Origin of the sequence: Streptomyces sp. NPDC048751 (assembly GCF_043198595.1) — a bacterium.
GTDB lineage: Bacteria > Actinomycetota > Actinomycetes > Streptomycetales > Streptomycetaceae > Streptomyces.
The window spans coordinates 136,234-154,302 of the sequence record NZ_JBICUX010000005.1 but is presented as its reverse complement, the minus strand read 5'-3'; the positions used below and the strand labels follow the sequence as shown (position 1 = coordinate 154,302).

The following is an 18,069-nucleotide window of genomic DNA, read 5'->3' as shown; positions in this document are numbered from 1 at the left end:
AGTCGTCTGCCGGGTTACCCCTGTCTGCCAGGTGAACCATCTGTGTCCGTCGGGTGACGGGCTGATCCTGTGAAGGGTTGATCGCCGCTGTCGACGGGACTGGTGGTGGCGGCCTGGAGTGCGCTGGCAGAATCATTCCCGCACACGACATGAGGCCACGCCGGTCGCGCTGCCACCGGGGTCCGAGGACGAGGGAGCCGGCATGGAACAGATTTCGGATGTGGAGATTCCGCTGGACCGTGATGTGTTCCTGCGCACTCTGGTGCGTGAGTTGGCGACGTCGCTGGAGTCGGTGATCGGTCTGGAGGAGGCGTCCGGCTACGTCAGCCTGGTGGGGCAGGCCGTCGGCACGCAGATCGACGAGATGTACCTCAAGGCACTGGGAACCGACCGTCTCATGGGTGAGCAGGTCGCCGAGGCGCTGGTGGACCTCAAGCGTCGTATCAAGGGTGACTTCTACGTCATCGAGCACGACGAGACGAAGATCGTGCTGGGCAACCGGGTGTGCCCGTTCGCGGAGAAGGTGGTGGGCCGGGAGTCGATGTGCATGATGACGTCCAACGTCTTCGGCACCGTCGCCGCCCGCAATCTGGGCTACGCGCGCGTGGAGTTGGAGGAGACCATCGCGCGCGGCGACGCGGGCTGCCGGGTGGTGGTGCACCTGGTGCCCGACGTGGATGTCGAGACGGTGAGTGGCCGTGAGTACTTCGGCGACCGGGCTGTGGCTCCATGACCCTTGGCCTCTTCCGGGCCATCACCAGACCGCTGCCCCATCCGGTGCTGTTGTGCGGGGCCGACGGCCGCGTGCTGGCCGCCAACCCGGCTGCCCGCCGCTGTGACGACCGGCTGCGCCCGGGCGCCAGCGTGTTCGATCTACGGCCGGACGACACCCCGCAGCTGCGTCAGCAGTTGGCTGTGTGGCTGCGCAGCGGCAGTCCCGTGCCCGGCGCGCTGGTCCTCAAGGACGCCGACGGCCGCACGCGGCGCTTCCGCTGTCACGGGGCGCGGGCCACGTGGTGGGACGGCCCGCAGCCGGCCGTGCAGCTGCATCTCGTCGAGGCCGGGGCGTCGGACCAGTTCGTCGTGCTCAGCCAGCAGGTGGAGGCGCTGAACCGGGAGGTGGCCTTCCGCCGGGCCACAGAAGTGGACCGGGCGCGGCTGCTGGCCGCCGAACAGGCCGCCCGTGCCCGGTTGCAGCACCTGTACGACCTGACCGCCGCCCTGGCCGGAGCGATCACTCTCGCGGAGGTCTCCCGCGCTGTCAGCGAGGTGGCGCCGGCAGCCCTGGGGGCCACCGCGGCGGAGCTCTATCTGCACTCGTCACGGCTGGTACCGCCCCTACAGCCGGAGGACAACGGCCTTCCGGTCGGCGCGGGCGGCTGGACCGACCTGGACCGGCCCTCTTCCTCGGACGGCCCGCTCACTCGTGAAGCCGCGGACGCGGTTCCCGTGGCCCTGTCCCTGGAGGCGGACGGCGTCCACCTGGGCATGCTGATCGTCTACGGCTCGCTCAGCGCCACCGCTCCCGAGCATGTGACAGCGGTCGCCCAGCAGATCGCCCAGGCTCTGCGCCGGGCCGGGCTGCACGAGCACGAGCACCGGGTCGCCGAACGCCTGCAGCTCAGTCTGCTGCCCCAACTGCCACAGCTGCCCGGTCTGGAGTCGGCCACCTGCTACGCCCCGGGCAGTGACCTGCTCTCGGTCGGCGGCGACTGGTACGACGTCTACGACGTGGACTCCGATCACATCGGCCTGAGCATCGGCGACGTCGCCGGTCACGGACTGCACGAAGCGACCGTCATGGCACAGATCACCGCCGCCCTGCGCAACATCGTGCCGCGCTGCGGCACCGACCCCACCGCCGTCCTGGACGAGCTCAACACCTTCCTGAGCCGCTACCATCCGAACCGCATGGCCACCGCCTGCTACCTGGTCTTCGATCGCCGGACACGCACCCTGACCTACGCCAGGGCAGGCCATCCGCCGCCGCTGCTCATCCACTCCGACGGCACCAGCGCCTACCTCGACCACGCCACCTCCCCGCCTCTCGGCCCCGTCCGGAACGTCCGCTACCGTCAGGCCGACACCACCGTGACCGAGACCGACACCCTGCTGCTGTACACCGACGGCCTGATCGAGCGCCGTCGCGAGGACCTCGCCATAGGAATGGAACGGCTGACCGAGTTCGCCCACACCACCAGCAGCCTGAGCATCACCGAGCTGTGCGACAGGTTCCTGCACCACCAGCCCGAAGCGGCGTTCCCCGACGACCGCGCCCTGCTCGCCGCCCGCTTCCCCTCACCCTCCTGAGCGCGCCTCCGCTCAGCGACAGCAGGGCATAGGGGCGCCGAGGAGAGCGTGAGCCGTTGCCCACGGCAGGCCGGTGCCTGGCAGAACGAGAACGCTCAGCGCCGTCGACACACTCCCTGGCCTCCTGAGTCGCCATGCCGACCAGTGTCTTCCGGCGCCTTCCCTCGTCAGCCGACGGCGACGGGCCGCTCCTCGACGAGGCGGCCGGTAGACCTCGCCCCTGTCCTGTGGCGGGCGGAGGCCGTTCCGACGGGGAGCGGGCCGGCTGCCCCGACGCGGGACAGAGCAGTCGCAGACGAGTGGGTCGGGGCCAGTTCTGACCAGGCAGCCCGCGTGCCACCCACCTGATGGTCCGTCGGAAGCAGCGTCAAATGAGCGTCGGGACGGTTTCCCCTACGCCCCCATGGACCGAGGAAAACGCGTCCATCACCTCGCGAGACGTCCCACGAAGCCGCAGGTCAAACCCACTCCCCGGCACCAGGACACGTTCCACATCGTGCATTTCGGGGAACACGTCGAGCGCACCCGAACGCGCCTGAGCAACCTGCGAAATCTGCAGGTCAGAGCCCCTTTGTAGCAGGCTCGAGAATTGCCACGCACTCCACGTGCGACGTCATCGGAAACAGATCGAACGCCCGCAGCGTCCGCACCCGGTACCCCCCGTCCCGGAAGTACGCCAAGTCCCGTGCCAGCGCCGCCGGATCGCACGCCACGTAGGCGATCCGGCGCGCCCCGAGGGAAGCGAGGTGTTCGACGGTCTTCCGGCCCGCCCCCGCGCGCGGTGGGTCCAGGACGATCAGGTCGACTTCGCTGATTCCCGTGCGCGGCAGTACGGCCTCGACCTTGCCCTGTTCGATCCGCACGCGGTCGAAGGCGGCGAGATTGTGGCGCGCGTCCTCGACGGCCCGCTTGCCGGACTCGATGCCGAGGACGGCGCCCTTCTCGCCGAGGCGGTCGGCCAGCGCGCCGGCGAACAGGCCCACCCCGCAGTACAGGTCGAGCGCCATCTCGCCCTTGCGCGGCAGCAGGCCCTGCATGACGGCCCTCACCAGGGTGTCCGCGGCCTTGGGGTGGACCTGCCAGAAGCCGCCGCTGCCGACGCGGTACGTGTGGTCGTCCGCGCGTTCGCGGACGAAGGGGCGGCCGTGGACGCGGTGCACGCCCCCGTCCTTCTCTCCGACCCGCATGACCGACACGGGCCGGTCCAGTTCGACGATCGGCAGGCGGGCGCCCGGCCGGGGCGTCAGGATGACCTGGCGGTCCTGGGAACCCGTCGCCGCGATCGCCTCGACCGACTCCATGCCGGTCCAGTCGCGCTTCTCGATGCCCAGCTCGTCGACGCCCGGTGCGGCGATCATGCAGTGGTCGATCCGCTCCACCTCGTGCGAGCGGTGCCGGCGCAGCCCGGCGTGGCCCTCGGCGTCGACGGCGTACTGCACGCGCGTCCGCCACGCGGGCACCTCACCCGCGGGCAGCTTGTCGCCCTCCGCCGGCATGACCGTGCCGTCCCAGCCGGCCTCTTCGGGCGTGAGGCCGGCGAGCCGCTGGAGCTGCTCGGCGATCACCTCGCCCTTCAGGCGGCGCTGGGCGCCGGGCTTGGCGTGCTGCCAGTCGCAGCCGCCGCAGCGGCCGGGGCCCGCGTACGGACAGGGCGCCTCGACGCGGTCCTTCGACGCCGTCAGCACCTCGACCGCGTCCGCGCGCAGGAAACGGGCCCCCTCCTCGCCCTCCGTCACCCGCGCCACGACCCGCTCACCCGGCAGGGCGTGCCGGACGAACAGCACCTGGCCCTCGGACGTACGGGCGATGCAGTGGCCGCCGTGGGCGACGGGGCCGATCTCGACCTCGTACTCCTCCCCGACCAGGGAGTTCTCCGCCTGCGACTTCTTCGGTTCTGCCTGCATGGCGGGGTGACTCCACAACGTCAAGGGGGTACGGCCGGACAACAGCCCACCAGTCTACGTGCTCCCGAACACGTCAGTTCTTGCCGCTGGACTCCTTCGCCCGCTCCGCGGGCCCTCGCCGCACGGACCCCGGCGCGTTCCACTCCGCCTGCTTGCGGGCTCGCCGCCTGGCCACCTCGGAGGACTGCAACTGGTACGGCACCGACGTCACCATCACGCCCGGTGTGAACAGCAGCCGGCCCTTCAGGCGCAGGGCGCTCTGGTTGTGCAGCAGGTGTTCGTACCAGTGGCCGACCACGTACTCGGGGATGATCACGGAGACCGCGTCGCGCGGCGACTCCTTGCGCAGGCTCTTGACGTACTCGATGATCGGCCGCGTGATCTCGCGGTACGGCGAGTCGAGCACCTTCAGCGGTACGTCGATGCCGCGCCGCTCCCACTCCTCGCGCAGCGCCTTCGTCTCGGCCGGGTCGACGTTGACGGTGAGCGCCTCCAGGGAGTCCGAGCGCATCAGCTTGGCGTAGGCCAGGGCGCGCAGGGCGGGGCGGTGGATCTTCGAGACGAGCAGCACCGAGTGGACGCGGGAGGGGCGGACGCTGTCGTCGCTGGGGCCCTCGGGTGCGGCGAGCTCCGCGGAGACCCCGTCGTAGTGGCGACGGATCGCGGTCATCGTCGCGTAGAAGATCACCATGCCGAGCAGGGCCACCCAGGCGCCGTGGGTGAACTTGGTGACGAGGACGACCACCAGGACCAGGCCGGTGAAGAAGGCACCGAAGGCGTTGATGGCACGCGAGCGCACCATGTGGCGCCGCTTGGCCTGGTCCGTCTCCGTAGCCAGATGGCGGTTCCAGTGCCGGACCATGCCGGTCTGGCTGAGCGTGAAGGACACGAACACGCCGACGATGTACAGCTGGATCAGCCGGGTCGAGTCGGCGCCGTAGATCCACACCAGCAGCGTGGCCGCGCCGGCCAGGAGCACGATGCCGTTGGAGAAGGCGAGGCGGTCGCCGCGCGTGTGCAGCTGGCGCGGGAGGTAGCGGTCCTGGGCGAGGATCGAGCCGAGCACGGGGAAGCCGTTGTAGGCGGTGTTGGCCGCCAGGAACAGCACCAGGGCCGTCGCCGCGGCCAGCACGATGAACAGGAAGCTGCCCTTGCCGAACACGGCCTCGGCGACCTGGGTGATCACCGGGTTCTGGACGTAGCCGGAGCCGACGGCGACACCGTTCTTCAGCAGGTCGGTGGCCGGGTTCTCCGCCATCCGCACGTCGGTGGCCAGGGCGAGCACGATGATGCCGCAGAACATGGTGACGGCGAGCAGGCCCATCGCGGCCAGCGTGGTCGCCGCGTTCTTCGACTTGGGCTTGCGGAAGGCGGGGACACCGTTGGAGATCGCCTCGACGCCGGTGAGCGCGGCACAGCCGGAGGAGAAGGCGCGCAGCAGCAGGAAGACGAGGGCGAAGCCGGCGAGCCCCTGGTGCTCGGCCTCGATGTGGAACTGTGCCGTCGGCGCCCGCATGGTGTCGCCGAGCACGAGCCCGCGGAACGCGCCCCACGCGATCATGATGAAGACGCCCGCGACGAAGACATACGTGGGAATCGCGAAGAGTTTCCCGGACTCCTTCACCCCGCGCAGGTTCATCAGCGTCAGCAGCACGATCACCGCGACCGCGCAGGCCGTCTTGTTCTCGACCACGAACGGGATCGCGGAGCCGAGGTTCTCGATGCCCGAGGCGATCGACACGGCGACGGTGAGGACGTAGTCGACGAGCAGTGCGCTGGCGACCGTCAGGCCCGCCCTGGGGCCGAGGTTGGTGTTCGCCACCTCGTAGTCGCCGCCACCGCTGGGGTAGGCGTGGACGTTCTGCCGGTAGGAGGCGACCACCGTGAACATCAGCACGACGACGGCGAGTGCGATCCAGGGGCTGAAGTGGTACGCCGACACGCCCGCGATGGACAGGACCAGCAGCACCTCGCCCGGCGCGTACGCGACGGAGGACAGCGGGTCGGAGGCGAAAACGGGTAGGGCGATGCGCTTCGGCAGGAGCGTTTCCCCGAGCCGATCGCTGCGCAGCGCGCGCCCGATCAGAATCCGCTTGGGCACGTCGGTCAGTTTGGACACAACAGAGGATCGTACGGCGTCGAACACGGGCAAGCCCACCTGCCGTCCCTGTTCTGCCTCACGAGTGAAATCCGGGACCCGGATCGCGGGGAATTCCGGGGTCACGGCCGCCCCCGTGCCTAGATGTCTGGACCCTGCCAGTCCTCGCCCTCGGGAGGTTCCATGCCCGCGATCGCCGTCCTCGTCGGCGCAGGCGCCGCGCTCCTCGGTCTCGGACTCCTGACTCTGTGGAGCGTGCGGAGCATCACTCGCCGCTGAAGGGGAAGGCCCGTTACGGAAGCGGCGGCGGGCGGCCCCGCTCGGGAGGGACAGCTGTGCTGGATCAGGAGCGCGCGTGGGACGACCTCCTGTTCAAAGGAGTGGCCGAGCACTACGAGCGCGGCCGGCTGCCGTACGCGGATGGGCTCGCCGGCGTCCTGGCGGACGAGCTGGGTCTCGACGGCACGGGAACCCTCGCGGATCTCGGTTGCGGACCGGGCACCCTCGCCCGCCCTCTGGCGGCGCACTTCGCGCGGGTCGTGGCCGTGGATCCCGACCCGGACATGATCGAGCGGGGCCGCGAGCTCGCGGCCGCGGCGGGGATCACCACCATCACCTGGCTCACCCGGCAGGCCGAGGACGTCTCGTTCGACGACGGTGAGCTCGACGCGGCCGTCTTCGCGCAGTCGTTCCACTGGATGGACCGTGCCCGCGTCGCCGACCACCTGCGTCGGGCCCTGCGGACCGGCGGCCACCTCGTGCACATCGCCGATGTGAAGACCGAGCGGCGGGAGGACGGGGGCATCCCCCGCACGGAGATCGACGCACTGGTACGCGAGTTCCTCGGCGAGGTCAGACGCGCCGGCCGCCATCTGCTGCCCCAGGGCACTCCCGGCGGGGAGGAGGCCGTACTGGCGCGGGCGGGCTTCGTCGGCCCGCGCCGGATCGTGGTGAAGGGCAAGGGAACGCTGCACCGGACCGTCGACGACGTCGTCGCGGAGCAGTACTCCATGTCGTTCTCGGCGCCGCACCTGTTCGGCGAGGCCCTTCCGGAGTTCGACGCCCGCCTGCGGGCGCTGCTCGCACGCCACGCCGTCGACGGGGGCTTCGAGGTCGGTCTGCCGAGCACGGACGTACGCGTGTGGACCAATCCTCCGCAGCCTTGATCCTTCGGGCCCTTCGGCCCCGCTTCCGCCCTACCGATACGTTGGAACCGGACAGTCGGCGGCGGTGTCCCGGCCCCGAGCAGGAGCACGCCCGAGAATCACCGGCATGATGGTGCCTGGCGGCCCGCACGGGCCGCGCCCGTTGCCCGGCAAGCCGAGAGAGGGACATGAGCAAGACGTTGACGCAGGCCGGACGGTCTGCGGGGAGTGTGGTGTAAGGCCGTGCATATCGTGATCATGGGCTGCGGCAGAGTGGGTTCCGCTCTCGCCCAGAACCTGGAGCAACAGGGGCACACGGTCGCTGTCATCGACCAGGACCCCACCGCCTTCCGACGCCTGGGCTCCTCCTTCGGCGGCCGCCGGGTCACCGGAGTCGGTTTCGACCAGGACACGCTGCGCGAGGCGGGCATCGAGGAGGCCGGCGCGTTCGCCGCCGTCTCCAGCGGCGACAACTCCAACATCATCGCCGCGCGCGTGGCCCGCGAGATGTTCGGCATCGAGAACGTCGCCGCCCGCATCTACGACCCCCGACGGGCCGAGGTCTACCAGCGTCTGGGCATTCCCACGGTCGCCACGGTCCGCTGGACCGCCGACCAGATGCTGCGCCGCCTGCTGCCGTCCGGCGCCGAGCCGCTGTGGCGCGACCCCACCGGCGGCGTCCAGCTCGCCGAGGTGCACGCCTCGGCCGCCTGGGTCGGCCACAAGATCAGCAAGCTGCAGGAGGAGACGGGCGTCCGCGTGGCGTTCCTGACCCGCCTCGGCGAGGCGATCCTGCCCACCTCTCAGACGGTGCTGCAGGAGGGCGACCTGGTGCACGTGATGATGCGTACGGACGACGTCGAGAAGATCGAGGCGGCGTTCGCCGAGGGCCCGCAGGAAGGCGGTCACTGATGAGGGTCGCCATTGCCGGAGCCGGTGCGGTGGGCCGCTCGATCGCGGGCGAGCTCCTGGAGAACGGCCACGAGGTTCTCCTCGTCGACAAGGCGCCGACCGCCATCTCGGTCGAGCGCGTCCCGCAGGCGGAGTGGCTGCTCGCCGACGCCTGCGAGATCACCTCGCTCGACGAGGCGGCGCTCCAGCGCTGCAACGTCGTGATCGCCGCGACGGGCGACGACAAGGTCAACCTGGTCGTCTCCCTGCTGGCCAAGACGGAGTACGGCGTGCCGCGCGTCGTCGCCCGCGTGAACAATCCCAAGAACGAGTGGCTCTTCAACGAGTCCTGGGGCGTGGACGTCGCCGTCTCCACCCCGCGCCTGATGTCGGCCCTGGTCGAGGAGGCGGTGAGCGTCGGCGACCTGGTCCGGCTGCTCCGCTTCAGCCACGGCGACGCCAACCTCGTCGAACTCACCCTTCCCGAGGAGTCCGCCCTGGCGGGCACCCAGGTCGGCGACGTGGAGTGGCCCGAGGACACCTCCCTGGTCACGATCATCCGCGGCACCCGCGTCCTCACCCCGTCCCAGGAGGACTCCCTGGAAGCGGGCGACGAACTGCTCTTCGTGGCCGCGCAGGCCCGGGAGGAGCAGCTGGAGGACCTGTTGTCGGTACGACGGGAAGACGCGTCGAGCTGATCTGCTGACGCCGAGGGATCTTTTGACCCTGTGGGATCTTCTGACGCCGGTCGGGCAGTACCTTCTCAGCCCGTCCGGCGTTTGAGGACGAGGCCCGTTCAGGGCCGAAGCAGGGGTCCGGGGTCAGGGCCGAAGCGGGGGTCCGGGGCGGCCGCCCCCGGGCGCCCACACACGCACCGGGAACTACCCCTCCCGACGGTGCCGCCCACCGGCCTCAGCGGCAGCCTTCTCTTCCTCCTCCGCCTTCTCCGCGGCCTCCATCTCGGCGAAGACATCGATCGGCGCGGGCGCCTTCGCCAGGAACACCCACGTCAGCCACACAGCCAACAGGAACGGCGGAATCTTCAGCGCCACCAGCACCCAGCCCAGCTGCGCCGTGTTCGCCCACCAGTACAGCGGGAAGAGGATCGCGCACTTGGCGAGCAGGATCAGACCCCAGGCCCAGCTGGCCTTGGTGTACGCCTTCTTGCGCCCCGGATTGCGCGTGCGCCAGGACAGGTTCTCCTTGAAGACCGGTCCGAGCATCAGCCCGATCAGCGGCACACCGCACAGCGCCGTGATGATGTACGCCAGCGCCAGCCCCAGGGTGTAGAGCATGCCCGGCAGGTAGAAGTTCTTGGCGTTGTCGGTCATCATCGCGAAGACCACGCCGAAGGCGACACCGAAGACACCGCTGAAGGCGTGCTTCACCGTGTCCTTCATGACCAGCCGGACCACGACCAGGACCAGCGACACCGCGAGCGCGGCGATCGCGGACATGTGGAGGTCCTTGTTGATCGTGAAGATGGTGACGAAGAGGAGGCCGGGGACCACCGTCTCGACCATGCCCCGCACCCCGCCGAACGCCTCGAACAGCGCTGCCTCCGTCACCGCCCGGGCATCCTGTTGCTGAGTCTCTTCGGTCGGCTTGTCGAGCGACGTCACCGGCTACTCCCGTCCGAGGGGCCTTAGTTCGTACTTGGGGTTGAACAGCACCCGGCGACCGCGGCTCATCGAGATCCGGCCGGATGCGATCAGCCTGCGCCCTGGTTCTATCCCCACTATGGAACGCCTGCCGAGCCACACCACGTCCAGCGCGGCGGAGCCGTCGAACAGCTCGGCCTCCAGGGCCGGGACGCCCGCGCGCGGCCGCAGGGTGACCGTGCGCAAGGTACCAGTAACCGTGACGATCTGCCGGTCATGGCAGTCCCCGATACGGGTGCATCCGGTGGTCTCGGCGTCCTCGCGCAGTTCCTCCGACTCCAGGTCCTCCTGGGACGAGGAAAGCCGGTCGAGCATGCGCCGGAACCGGCCCACCGGCTTTTCGGAACGAGGAACAGCAGTCATATCTGAAGCGTACCGGGGGCCGCCGACAGCAACGCACTCCCGGGCCGAGCCCTCGTAGGACGCTGCTCACTTCTCGAACCGGTACCCCATTCCCGGCTCGGTGATGAAGTGCTTCGGGTGCGACGGATCGGCCTCCAGCTTTCTTCGCAGCTGGGCCATGTAGACCCGCAGATAGTTGGTCTCCGTCCCGTAGGACGGCCCCCACACCTCCTGCAACAGCTGCCGCTGGCTGACCAGCCGCCCCGTGTTGCGCACCAGCACCTCCAGCAGATGCCACTCCGTGGGCGTCAGCCGTACGTCCTTCCCGCCCCGGTTCACCTTCTTCGCCGCCAGGTCGACCGTGAACTCGCCGGTCTCCACCATCACGTCGTCCTCATCGGCCCCGGCCGGTTCGGCGCGGCGGACCGCGGCGCGCAGCCGGGCCAGCAGTTCGTCCATGCCGAAGGGCTTGGTCACGTAGTCGTCGGCGCCCGCGTCCAGCGCCTCGACCTTCTCGTCGGAGGAGTGCCGTGCCGACAGCACCAGGATCGGCACCCGCGTCCAGCCGCGCAGGCCCCTGATCACCTCGACACCGTCCATGTCGGGCAGACCCAGGTCGAGGACGACCACATCGGGGTGGCGTGCGGCCGCCAGCTCCAGGGCGGTGGCGCCGTCGTGCGCCGCGTCGACCTCGTACGTGCGCGCCTTCAGGTTGATCACGAGGGCGCGCACGATCTGCGGCTCGTCGTCGATCACGAGCACCCGGGTCATGAGACCTGCCTTTCCTGTTCCACGGGATGTGCCTGTACGGCGTCCCCTTCGAGAGGCTCCGTACGCGATCCCGCCGCACGGAGCGTCAGCACCATGGTGAGGCCGCCGCCGGGTGTGTCCTCGGCGTTGAGCGTGCCGCCCATGGCCTCGGCGAACCCGCGCGCGACCGCGAGGCCGAGGCCCACGCCCGCACCGCGCGGAGCGTCACCGTAGCGCTGGAAGGGCTCGAATATGCGCTCCTTGGCCTCGTCCGGCACACCCGGCCCCCGGTCGACGACCCGCACCTCGACCCGGTCGGCGATGGCGCTGGCGGCGACCAGGACCGTCCCGCGGGGCGGGCTGTACTTCACGGCGTTCTCGACCAGGTTGCCCACCGACCGCTCCAGCAGTCCCGGGTCCACGGCGACCATGGGCAGGGTCTCCGGGATGTCCAGGTCCACACTGTCCACGCTGTCCTCGGGCACCCCGCCGAGCGCCATCGGCACCACCTCGTCGAGGTCGATCTCCCGGATCAGCGGGGTCACGGTGCCGGTCTGGAGCCGTGACATGTCCAGCAGGTTGCCCACCAGGTGGTCGAGCCGGTCGGCGCCCTCCTCGATACCCTCCAGGAGCTCCGCCTGGTCCTCCTCCGACCAGGCCACGTCGTCGGATCTCAGGCTGGAGACCGCCGCCTTGATCCCCGCCAGGGGCGTACGGAGGTCATGGCTGACGGCGGCCAGCAGCGCGGTGCGGATGCGGTTGCCCTCGGCGAGTGCGCGGGCCCGGTCGGCCTCCTCCTGGAGGCGGCGGCGGTCCAGCACCACGGCGGCCTGCGCGCCGAACGCGCCCAGCACCCGGCGGTCCTCGGCGGGCAGCACCCGGCCGGTGAGCGCCAGGGCCATGTGGTCCCCGACCGGCACGTCCACGTCCGCGGCCTCGGGCCGGTCCACCGGCCGCCCCAGGCCGACGTGTCCCGCGCAGGTCCACGGGGCGACATCGCTGCGCCGCTCCAGCAGGGCCGCCGACTCCATGCCGAAGGTCTCGCGCACCCGCTCCAGCAGTGCCTCCAGACTGGTCTCGCCCCGCAGGACGTTGCCGGCGAGGAAGGAGAGGATCTCCGACTCCGCGCGCAACCGCGCCGCCTGATGGGTGCGGCGGGCCGCCAGGTCCACCACCGACGCCACCGACACCGCGACGCCCACGAAGATCGCTATGGCGACGATGTTCTTGGGGTCGGCGATCAGCAGCCGGTGCAGGGGCGGCGTGTAGAAGTAGTTCAGCAGCAGCGAGCCGAAGGCCGCCGAGGCGAGCGCCGGCAGGAGCCCGCCGAGCAGGGCCGCCGCCACGGTCAGCGTCAGGAACAGCAGCATGTCGTTGGCGAGACCGAGGTGGACGGTGTTCAACAGCACCGCCAGGATCGCCGGTCCCGCCACGCCGACCACCCACCCCCAGATGATCCGGGCCCGCCCGAGCCGGGCGCCGCGCGCCACCGGCAGGCCACGCCCCTTGGCAACCTCGTCGTGGGTCACGATGTGCACGTCGAGGTCGGACCCCGACTCCCGTGCGACCGTCGCGCCGACACCGGGTCCGAAGACGTACTGCCAGCTCTTTCGGCGCGAGGAACCGAGGACGATCTGCGTGGCGTTGGCCCCGCGGGCGAACTCCAGAAGCGCGGCCGGTATGTCGTCGCCGACGACATGGTGGAACGTACCGCCCAGATCCTCGACCAGAGTGCGCTGCAAGGTCAGTTCCTTGGGTGAGGCCGAGGTCAGCCCGTCGCTGCGCGCTATGTACACGGCCAGCACCTCGCCACCGGCACCCTTCTCCGCCAGCCGGGCCGCCCGCCGGATCAGCGTGCGCCCCTCGGGGCCGCCGGTCAGACCGACCACGATCCGCTCCCGTGACCCCCAGATCGCCGACACCCGGTGGTCGCTGCGGTACTGCTTCAGATACTCGTCGACCCGGTCGGCCACCCACAGCAGCGCCAGCTCCCGCAGCGCGGTGAGATTGCCCGGCCGGAAGTAGTTCGAAAGGGCCGCGTCGACCTTGTCCGGCTTGTAGATGTTGCCGTGCGCCATGCGTCGGCGCAGCGCCTGCGGCGACATGTCCACCAGCTCGATCTGGTCGGCACGGCGGACGATCTCGTCGGGCACGGTCTCCTGCTGCCTTACCCCCGTGATCGACTCCACCACGTCGCCCAGCGACTCCAGGTGCTGGATGTTCACCGTCGAGACCACGTCGATCCCGGCGACGAGCAGTTCCTCCACGTCCTGCCATCGCTTGGCGTTGCGCGAGCCGGGGACGTTGGTGTGGGCGAGTTCGTCCACCAGGGCGACCTGGGGGTGGCGGGACAGGACGGCGTCGACGTCCATCTCGGTGAAGGCCGTGCCCCGGTACTCCAGCTCCGTGCGACGGACCTGCTCGAGCCCGTGCAGCAGCACCTCGGTGCGCGGCCGGTCGTGGTGCTCCACGAAGCCGACCACGCAGTCCGTGCCCCGTTCGACCCTCCGGTGCGCCTCGGACAGCATCGCGTAGGTCTTGCCCACGCCCGGTGCCGCGCCGAGATAGATCCGAAGCTTGCCGCGTGCCATGGCCTCATTGTCTTCCGGTAACCCCTGCCAACGCAGCGTCGACCCTACGGCCAACGATGCGGACAAAGGGGGTACCGAAGGGCTCAGGGGGCACCTTTGACGCAACCCTGACGCCCCGGACGTGAACCGGTGCCCGTCTGCGATCCCCCGCCTCATGTGCTCTCCCCGTGTTCCCCCTCGCCGGTGCCAGTCCCGTGCTCGCGACTGGCGGCCGGCCCCTCTGGCGGTCTCTCCGCCGTCACTCCCTCATCGGACGAGCCCACCGAATCGGTTCACACGAAATTCTCACCGTGCGTGAGCGCCTCCAGAGGAGGAACGTGAGCCTCCGACGGGGAAGACGTCATCGGCCCGAGCCCGATCGGAGCCGGGCATGCGAAAGGGCCGCGCCCACGAGAGGTACGGCCCTGTGTCGCTTCTGCCTGCTAGCGGACCTCGGTGATCTCCGGGCCGCGCTGCAGCTGCCCCATGCCGCCGGAGAAGCGCGACCCGCCCTCGTCCTGCTGCACGCCCTCGGGCACCATCTGCGCGTCGTTCGGCAGCTTCAGGACAATCGGGTCGCGAGGCGCCATCGGGCCTTCACCGCGGACCACGACCGTGTCCCGGAAGATCTGCTCCAGCAGACCCGCGGCCTGCGGCTGCACCGCGCCCTGGCCCGAGATCACACCGCGCAGGAACCAGCGGGGCCCGTCCACACCGACGAACCGCACCACCTGGAAGCCGCCCGTGCCGTCCGGCAGTTGCACCGGCACCTGAGCGCGCAGTTCCCAGCCCAGCGGGCCCTCGACCTCGTCGATGATGCCGCCCTGCTGAGTGATCCCGGCGCCGATCTCCTCGCGCACCTCACCCCAGATGCCCTCGCGCTTGGGCGCGGCGAAGGCCTGGAGCTGGATGGCGCTGTCGCGCAGGACGACCGTCGCCGCGACGATCGCGTCGCCCGCGACCTCGACCCGCAGCTCCATGCCGTCGACCCCCGGCACGAACAGACCGCCGAGATCCACCCGGCCCTCGGCCGGGTCACGGACCTCGGAGCTGTCCCACGGCCCGTCGGGCCGCGGCTCCGGCTCGAGCCTCACACGCTCGCGCTCGCCGTCTTCCTCGTCCGCCTCAGTGTCGACACTGTCGACGACCTGCTCGGCCTCGCCGGCCGCGTCCTCGGCGGCATCCCTCTTCTTGCGACGTCCGAACACGTCACTGTCCTTCCCGGTCGGATACGACCGATGCGTATCGATTCCCACCCGTCGCGCCGCTCTCGGCGGCCTGACCCCTTGTGCCACTTGCGCCGTCCACCGCGGCGTGGCCACCGGTGGACCCGAAGCCCCCCGCGGCCCGCGCCGAATCGGGAAGTTCCGCGACCTCCTGGAAGCGGACCCTCTCGACCTGCTGAACGACCACTTGGGCAATCCGGTCGAAGCGCTCGAACCGCACGGACTCGCGCGGGTCGAGATTCACCACGATCACCTTGATCTCCCCACGGTACCCGGCGTCAACCGTCCCCGGGGCATTCACGAGGGCGACACCGCACCGGGCGGCGAGCCCCGAACGCGGGTGCACGAAGGCCGCGTACCCCTCGGGGAGCGCGATGCACACCCCCGTGGGCAGCACGGCCCGCTCGCCCGGCCGTAGTTCACAGCCCTCGGTGGTCCGCAGATCGGCTCCCGCATCACCGGGATGCTCGTACGTCGGAAGCGGTACCTCGGGGTCGACACGCCGGATCAGGACGTTCAGGGACTCACGGCCGACGGGGCTCACGGCGCTCACGGGTTCACCTCGAAGGCGCGGGCGCGCCGGACCTGGTCCGGGTCGCTCATCGCGGCCTTGATCTCTTCCTCGCGGCCGTGGTCGACGAAGTGCTCGACCTCGACCTCGATGAAGAGGGCGCCGGCCCGCACGGCCACGGGCCCGTCCGGGCCGCCGACGCGGCCGGTGGCGGTCGAGTAGATCTTGCGCCCGGCCACGGCGGTCACCTCGGCCTCCAGGTACAGCGTGGCGCCCACGGGCACGGGCCGCACGAAGTCGGTCTCGAGGCGGCCGGTCACGGCGATCGTGCGCAGCAGCCAGTTGAGCGAGCCGAGGGTCTCGTCGAGGGCGCTCGTCAGGACTCCGCCGTGCGCGAGCCCGGGAGCCCCCTGGTGGGCGGCCTGCACCGTGAACTCGGCGGTGACGGTGACCCCCTCCCCGGCCCGTGCCTCGACGTGCAGCCCGTGGGGCTGCTCAGCGCCGCACCCGAAACACTGTTCGTAGTGGGCACCGAGGAGCTCACCGGGCGCGGGAGCGTCGGGGTGCCTCACCGGTCGAACGGCGTCGGCGGGAGGATCGACAGCTGCGGAAGTACCACTCACAGCCGCAGACCTTACCCGCGCGTCGGCCCTGTCCGGACACCGTGCCAAGCTTGGCTCCATGCAGCCCTCCGCCACCCCGTACGAAGAACGCCTCACCGCTCCCCGCTCCTGGTGGTTGATCTCCTTCCTGGTGGGGGTTTCATTCGCCCTCATCCTGCTTCCCTTCGGCACGCTGCCGATGCTCGGCGGCCTGGCCGGCGGCACCGCGGTCGCCGCCGTAGCGGCCAGCTCGTACGGCTCGATCCGCATCCGGGTCGTGGGCGACTCCCTGCTCGCCGGCGAGGCGAAGATCCCGGTCTCGGCCCTGGGTGAGGCGGAGGTCATGGACGCGGAGGAGGCCCGGGCCTGGCGCACCTACAAGGCGGACACCCGCGCGTTCCTGCTGCTGCGCTCCTACATCCCCACCGCCCTGCGGGTGGAGGTCACCGACCCCGAGGACCCGACGCCGTACCTGTATCTGTCGACGCGGGAGCCCGAACGCCTGGCGGAGGCCCTCGCGGCTGCCCGGGCGGCCACCGCGTAGGACCGCCCGCGCGCCGTCAGCCCTTGTGGTTCCTGCGCCGGCCGAGCTGTTTGGGGATCTCCCCCATCGCCAGAGGGTCCGTCGGTGTCTCCAGCGGTGGCAGGGCGGGCAGTTCGTCCCACGGCACCTGCACCTTCCGCAGGTCCGTCCGGATGCGCGCCGCGACCTTCTTCGTGTCCCGTCGGTTCATGACCGCCCCGACGGCGGCTCCCACCATGAACGGCATGAGATTCGGCAGGTCGCGCACCATCCGCTTCATGATCTGCTGGCGGAGTTCGCGCTTCATCGGGCCCCCGAGGGCCGAGTTGAAGGACGACGGCTTCATCACGTCGATCCCGCGCTCTCCCGACCACGAGCCGAGATAGGCGGTACTGCGGTCCTTCAGGTTCCCCGGCGGCCGCAGGCCGTACACCTCGTGCAGTTCGGCGATGAGTTTCAGCTCGATCGCCGCGACCCCGGTGATCTCCGCGGCCAGTTCGGCCGGCATCGCGGGTGGCACGGGCAGCATCGCCGCCGCCCCGACGCCCGCTCCGACCGTCGCCGTGGCGCTCGCCGCGCCCGCCACGAGTTTGTCCGCGAGCTCTTCGGGCCCCAGGCCCGGGAACTGCCTGCGGAGCGCCTCCAGGTCGCGTACGGGCACGCGTGGGGCGAGTTCGATGATCCGGTCGGCGAGGTACGCCAAACCCGCCTTCGCGCGGTCCCCGCCCTTACGGACGCCTTCTCTGGCCATTTCTCCGGCCTTGCCCCGTATCACCGCGGCCCGTCGCCTGGCGACGGGCGCGGGGCTCTGCACCGGCACCGGGAGGTCAACCCGGTCGTTCGCCGGTTCGAGCGAGGCTTGTCCCCCGGGGACCGCTTCCCCGCGGGATGAGCCCCGCTCGTCGTCACGCACGCCGTGAGGGCCGTCGGACGGCCCTTTGTCCGCTCCCCACAGGGGGAAGCGGCGCTTCCGAGGAGGGGTCGAGCCAGTCACGGCCGACCCGTCCTCAGTCGCAGTCGCGGCAGATCGGCTGCCCGTTCTTCTCCCGGGCCAGCTGGCTGCGGTGGTGCACCAGGAAGCAGCTCATGCAGGTGAACTCGTCCTGCTGCTTGGGCAGCACCCGGACGGCCAGCTCCTCGTTGGAGAGGTCGGCGCCCGGCAGTTCGAGGCCCTCGGCGGCCTCGAATTCGTCCACGTCGACCGCGGAGGCCGACTTGTCGTTACGACGGGCCTTGAGTTCTTCAAGGCTGTCCGAGTCGACGTCGTCGTCGGTCTTGCGTGGGGTGTCGTAATCGGTTGCCATTGTCGCTCTCCCCCTCTGGGTGTCTGCGGTGTCTCCAGCGCACGTAACGCGTGAGAGGCCGGACTTGTGCCCGACCCGAGGCGGAGATTTTGCCTCACATCAAGGTCTGTTACTCAATCGACACCCAACCCGACTCCTCAAGAGTGATCGGCATGGATGGCGATCGGGACCGTACACGGTCCGAATGCCGCACTTCAAAGGCGTCTCACCGTGTACTTCCCGTGATCAGGAC

Annotated in this window: 17 protein-coding genes; 6 read left to right on the top strand and 11 right to left on the bottom strand. The window is 70.3% G+C overall.

Features of this window, described 5'->3' with window-relative positions; translation table 11 throughout:
* The first annotated feature begins 202 nt into the window (after positions 1-202).
* The gene (locus tag ACGFNV_RS18015) at positions 203-733 is read left to right on the top strand and encodes a methanogen output domain 1-containing protein (RefSeq protein WP_393623540.1); all 531 of its coding nucleotides are present in this window, start codon (positions 203-205) and stop codon (positions 731-733) included.
* Positions 730-2,310, top strand: a complete 1,581-nt coding sequence (locus ACGFNV_RS18010) for a SpoIIE family protein phosphatase (protein ID WP_393623539.1) — start codon at positions 730-732, stop codon at positions 2,308-2,310. Before ACGFNV_RS18015 ends, ACGFNV_RS18010 begins: the two co-directional genes overlap by 4 nt.
* Positions 2,311-2,870: 560 nt before the next feature.
* Here ACGFNV_RS18010 and ACGFNV_RS18005 read toward each other — a convergent pair.
* Both ACGFNV_RS18005 and ACGFNV_RS18000 read right to left on the bottom strand, forming a co-directional pair.
* Positions 2,871-4,214: a class I SAM-dependent RNA methyltransferase gene (locus tag ACGFNV_RS18005; protein ID WP_393623537.1), complete on the bottom strand. Its 1,344-nt coding sequence runs from the start codon at positions 4,212-4,214 to the stop codon at positions 2,871-2,873.
* A gap of 73 nt (positions 4,215-4,287) precedes the next feature.
* The gene (locus ACGFNV_RS18000; protein WP_393623536.1) at positions 4,288-6,333 is read right to left on the bottom strand and encodes an APC family permease; all 2,046 of its coding nucleotides are present in this window, start codon (positions 6,331-6,333) and stop codon (positions 4,288-4,290) included.
* A 314-nt stretch (positions 6,334-6,647) separates the two neighbouring features.
* Between ACGFNV_RS18000 and ACGFNV_RS17995 the strand changes: the two genes are divergently transcribed.
* The 3 genes from ACGFNV_RS17995 (at position 6,648) to ACGFNV_RS17985 (ending at position 9,046) form a co-directional block, all read left to right on the top strand.
* Positions 6,648-7,478, top strand: coding sequence for a class I SAM-dependent methyltransferase (locus tag ACGFNV_RS17995; protein ID WP_393623535.1), 831 nt, complete (start codon positions 6,648-6,650; stop codon positions 7,476-7,478).
* A gap of 222 nt (positions 7,479-7,700) precedes the next feature.
* Positions 7,701-8,369, top strand: a complete 669-nt coding sequence (locus ACGFNV_RS17990) for a TrkA family potassium uptake protein (protein WP_133933490.1) — start codon at positions 7,701-7,703, stop codon at positions 8,367-8,369.
* Entirely contained in the window at positions 8,369-9,046 is a 678-nt protein-coding gene (locus tag ACGFNV_RS17985; RefSeq protein ID WP_393623533.1) for a potassium channel family protein, read from the top strand. Before ACGFNV_RS17990 ends, ACGFNV_RS17985 begins: the two co-directional genes overlap by 1 nt.
* A gap of 183 nt (positions 9,047-9,229) precedes the next feature.
* Here ACGFNV_RS17985 and ACGFNV_RS17980 read toward each other — a convergent pair whose 3' ends face one another.
* From ACGFNV_RS17980 to ACGFNV_RS17950, 7 genes are all read right to left on the bottom strand, one after another.
* A complete protein-coding gene (locus tag ACGFNV_RS17980; protein WP_393623532.1) occupies positions 9,230-9,970 on the bottom strand; it encodes a DUF3159 domain-containing protein in 741 nt (246 codons plus the stop codon).
* Positions 9,971-9,973: 3 nt separating this feature from the next.
* The gene (locus ACGFNV_RS17975; RefSeq protein ID WP_133933493.1) at positions 9,974-10,372 is read right to left on the bottom strand and encodes an OB-fold nucleic acid binding domain-containing protein; all 399 of its coding nucleotides are present in this window, start codon (positions 10,370-10,372) and stop codon (positions 9,974-9,976) included.
* 66 nt (positions 10,373-10,438) lie between these two features.
* A complete protein-coding gene (locus ACGFNV_RS17970; protein WP_393623530.1) occupies positions 10,439-11,122 on the bottom strand; it encodes a response regulator in 684 nt (227 codons plus the stop codon).
* Positions 11,119-13,692, bottom strand: coding sequence for an ATP-binding protein (locus tag ACGFNV_RS17965; RefSeq protein ID WP_393623529.1), 2,574 nt, complete (start codon positions 13,690-13,692; stop codon positions 11,119-11,121). Before ACGFNV_RS17965 ends, ACGFNV_RS17970 begins: the two co-directional genes overlap by 4 nt.
* Before the next feature lie 422 nt (positions 13,693-14,114).
* Positions 14,115-14,879: a DUF3710 domain-containing protein gene (locus ACGFNV_RS17960; protein ID WP_133933496.1), complete on the bottom strand. Its 765-nt coding sequence runs from the start codon at positions 14,877-14,879 to the stop codon at positions 14,115-14,117.
* A 1-nt stretch (position 14,880) separates the two neighbouring features.
* The gene (gene dut, locus ACGFNV_RS17955) at positions 14,881-15,441 is read right to left on the bottom strand and encodes a dUTP diphosphatase (RefSeq protein ID WP_393624058.1); all 561 of its coding nucleotides are present in this window, start codon (positions 15,439-15,441) and stop codon (positions 14,881-14,883) included.
* Positions 15,442-15,446: 5 nt separating this feature from the next.
* Positions 15,447-16,031 carry a PaaI family thioesterase gene (locus ACGFNV_RS17950; protein WP_393623527.1) on the bottom strand — a complete coding sequence of 195 codons (585 nt, stop codon included), beginning with the start codon at positions 16,029-16,031 and terminating at the stop codon, positions 15,447-15,449.
* 58 nt (positions 16,032-16,089) lie between these two features.
* Here ACGFNV_RS17950 and ACGFNV_RS17945 point away from each other — a divergent pair, with 58 nt between their 5' ends.
* Positions 16,090-16,554, top strand: a complete 465-nt coding sequence (locus ACGFNV_RS17945) for a DUF3093 domain-containing protein (protein ID WP_393623525.1) — start codon at positions 16,090-16,092, stop codon at positions 16,552-16,554.
* 16 nt (positions 16,555-16,570) lie between these two features.
* Here the strand turns inward: ACGFNV_RS17945 and ACGFNV_RS17940 are convergent, their stop codons facing one another.
* Entirely contained in the window at positions 16,571-17,527 is a 957-nt protein-coding gene (locus tag ACGFNV_RS17940; protein WP_393623524.1) for a hypothetical protein, read from the bottom strand.
* A gap of 13 nt (positions 17,528-17,540) precedes the next feature.
* A complete protein-coding gene (locus ACGFNV_RS17935; protein ID WP_003993510.1) occupies positions 17,541-17,837 on the bottom strand; it encodes a DUF4193 domain-containing protein in 297 nt (98 codons plus the stop codon).
* Between the last annotated feature and the right edge of the window lie 232 nt (positions 17,838-18,069).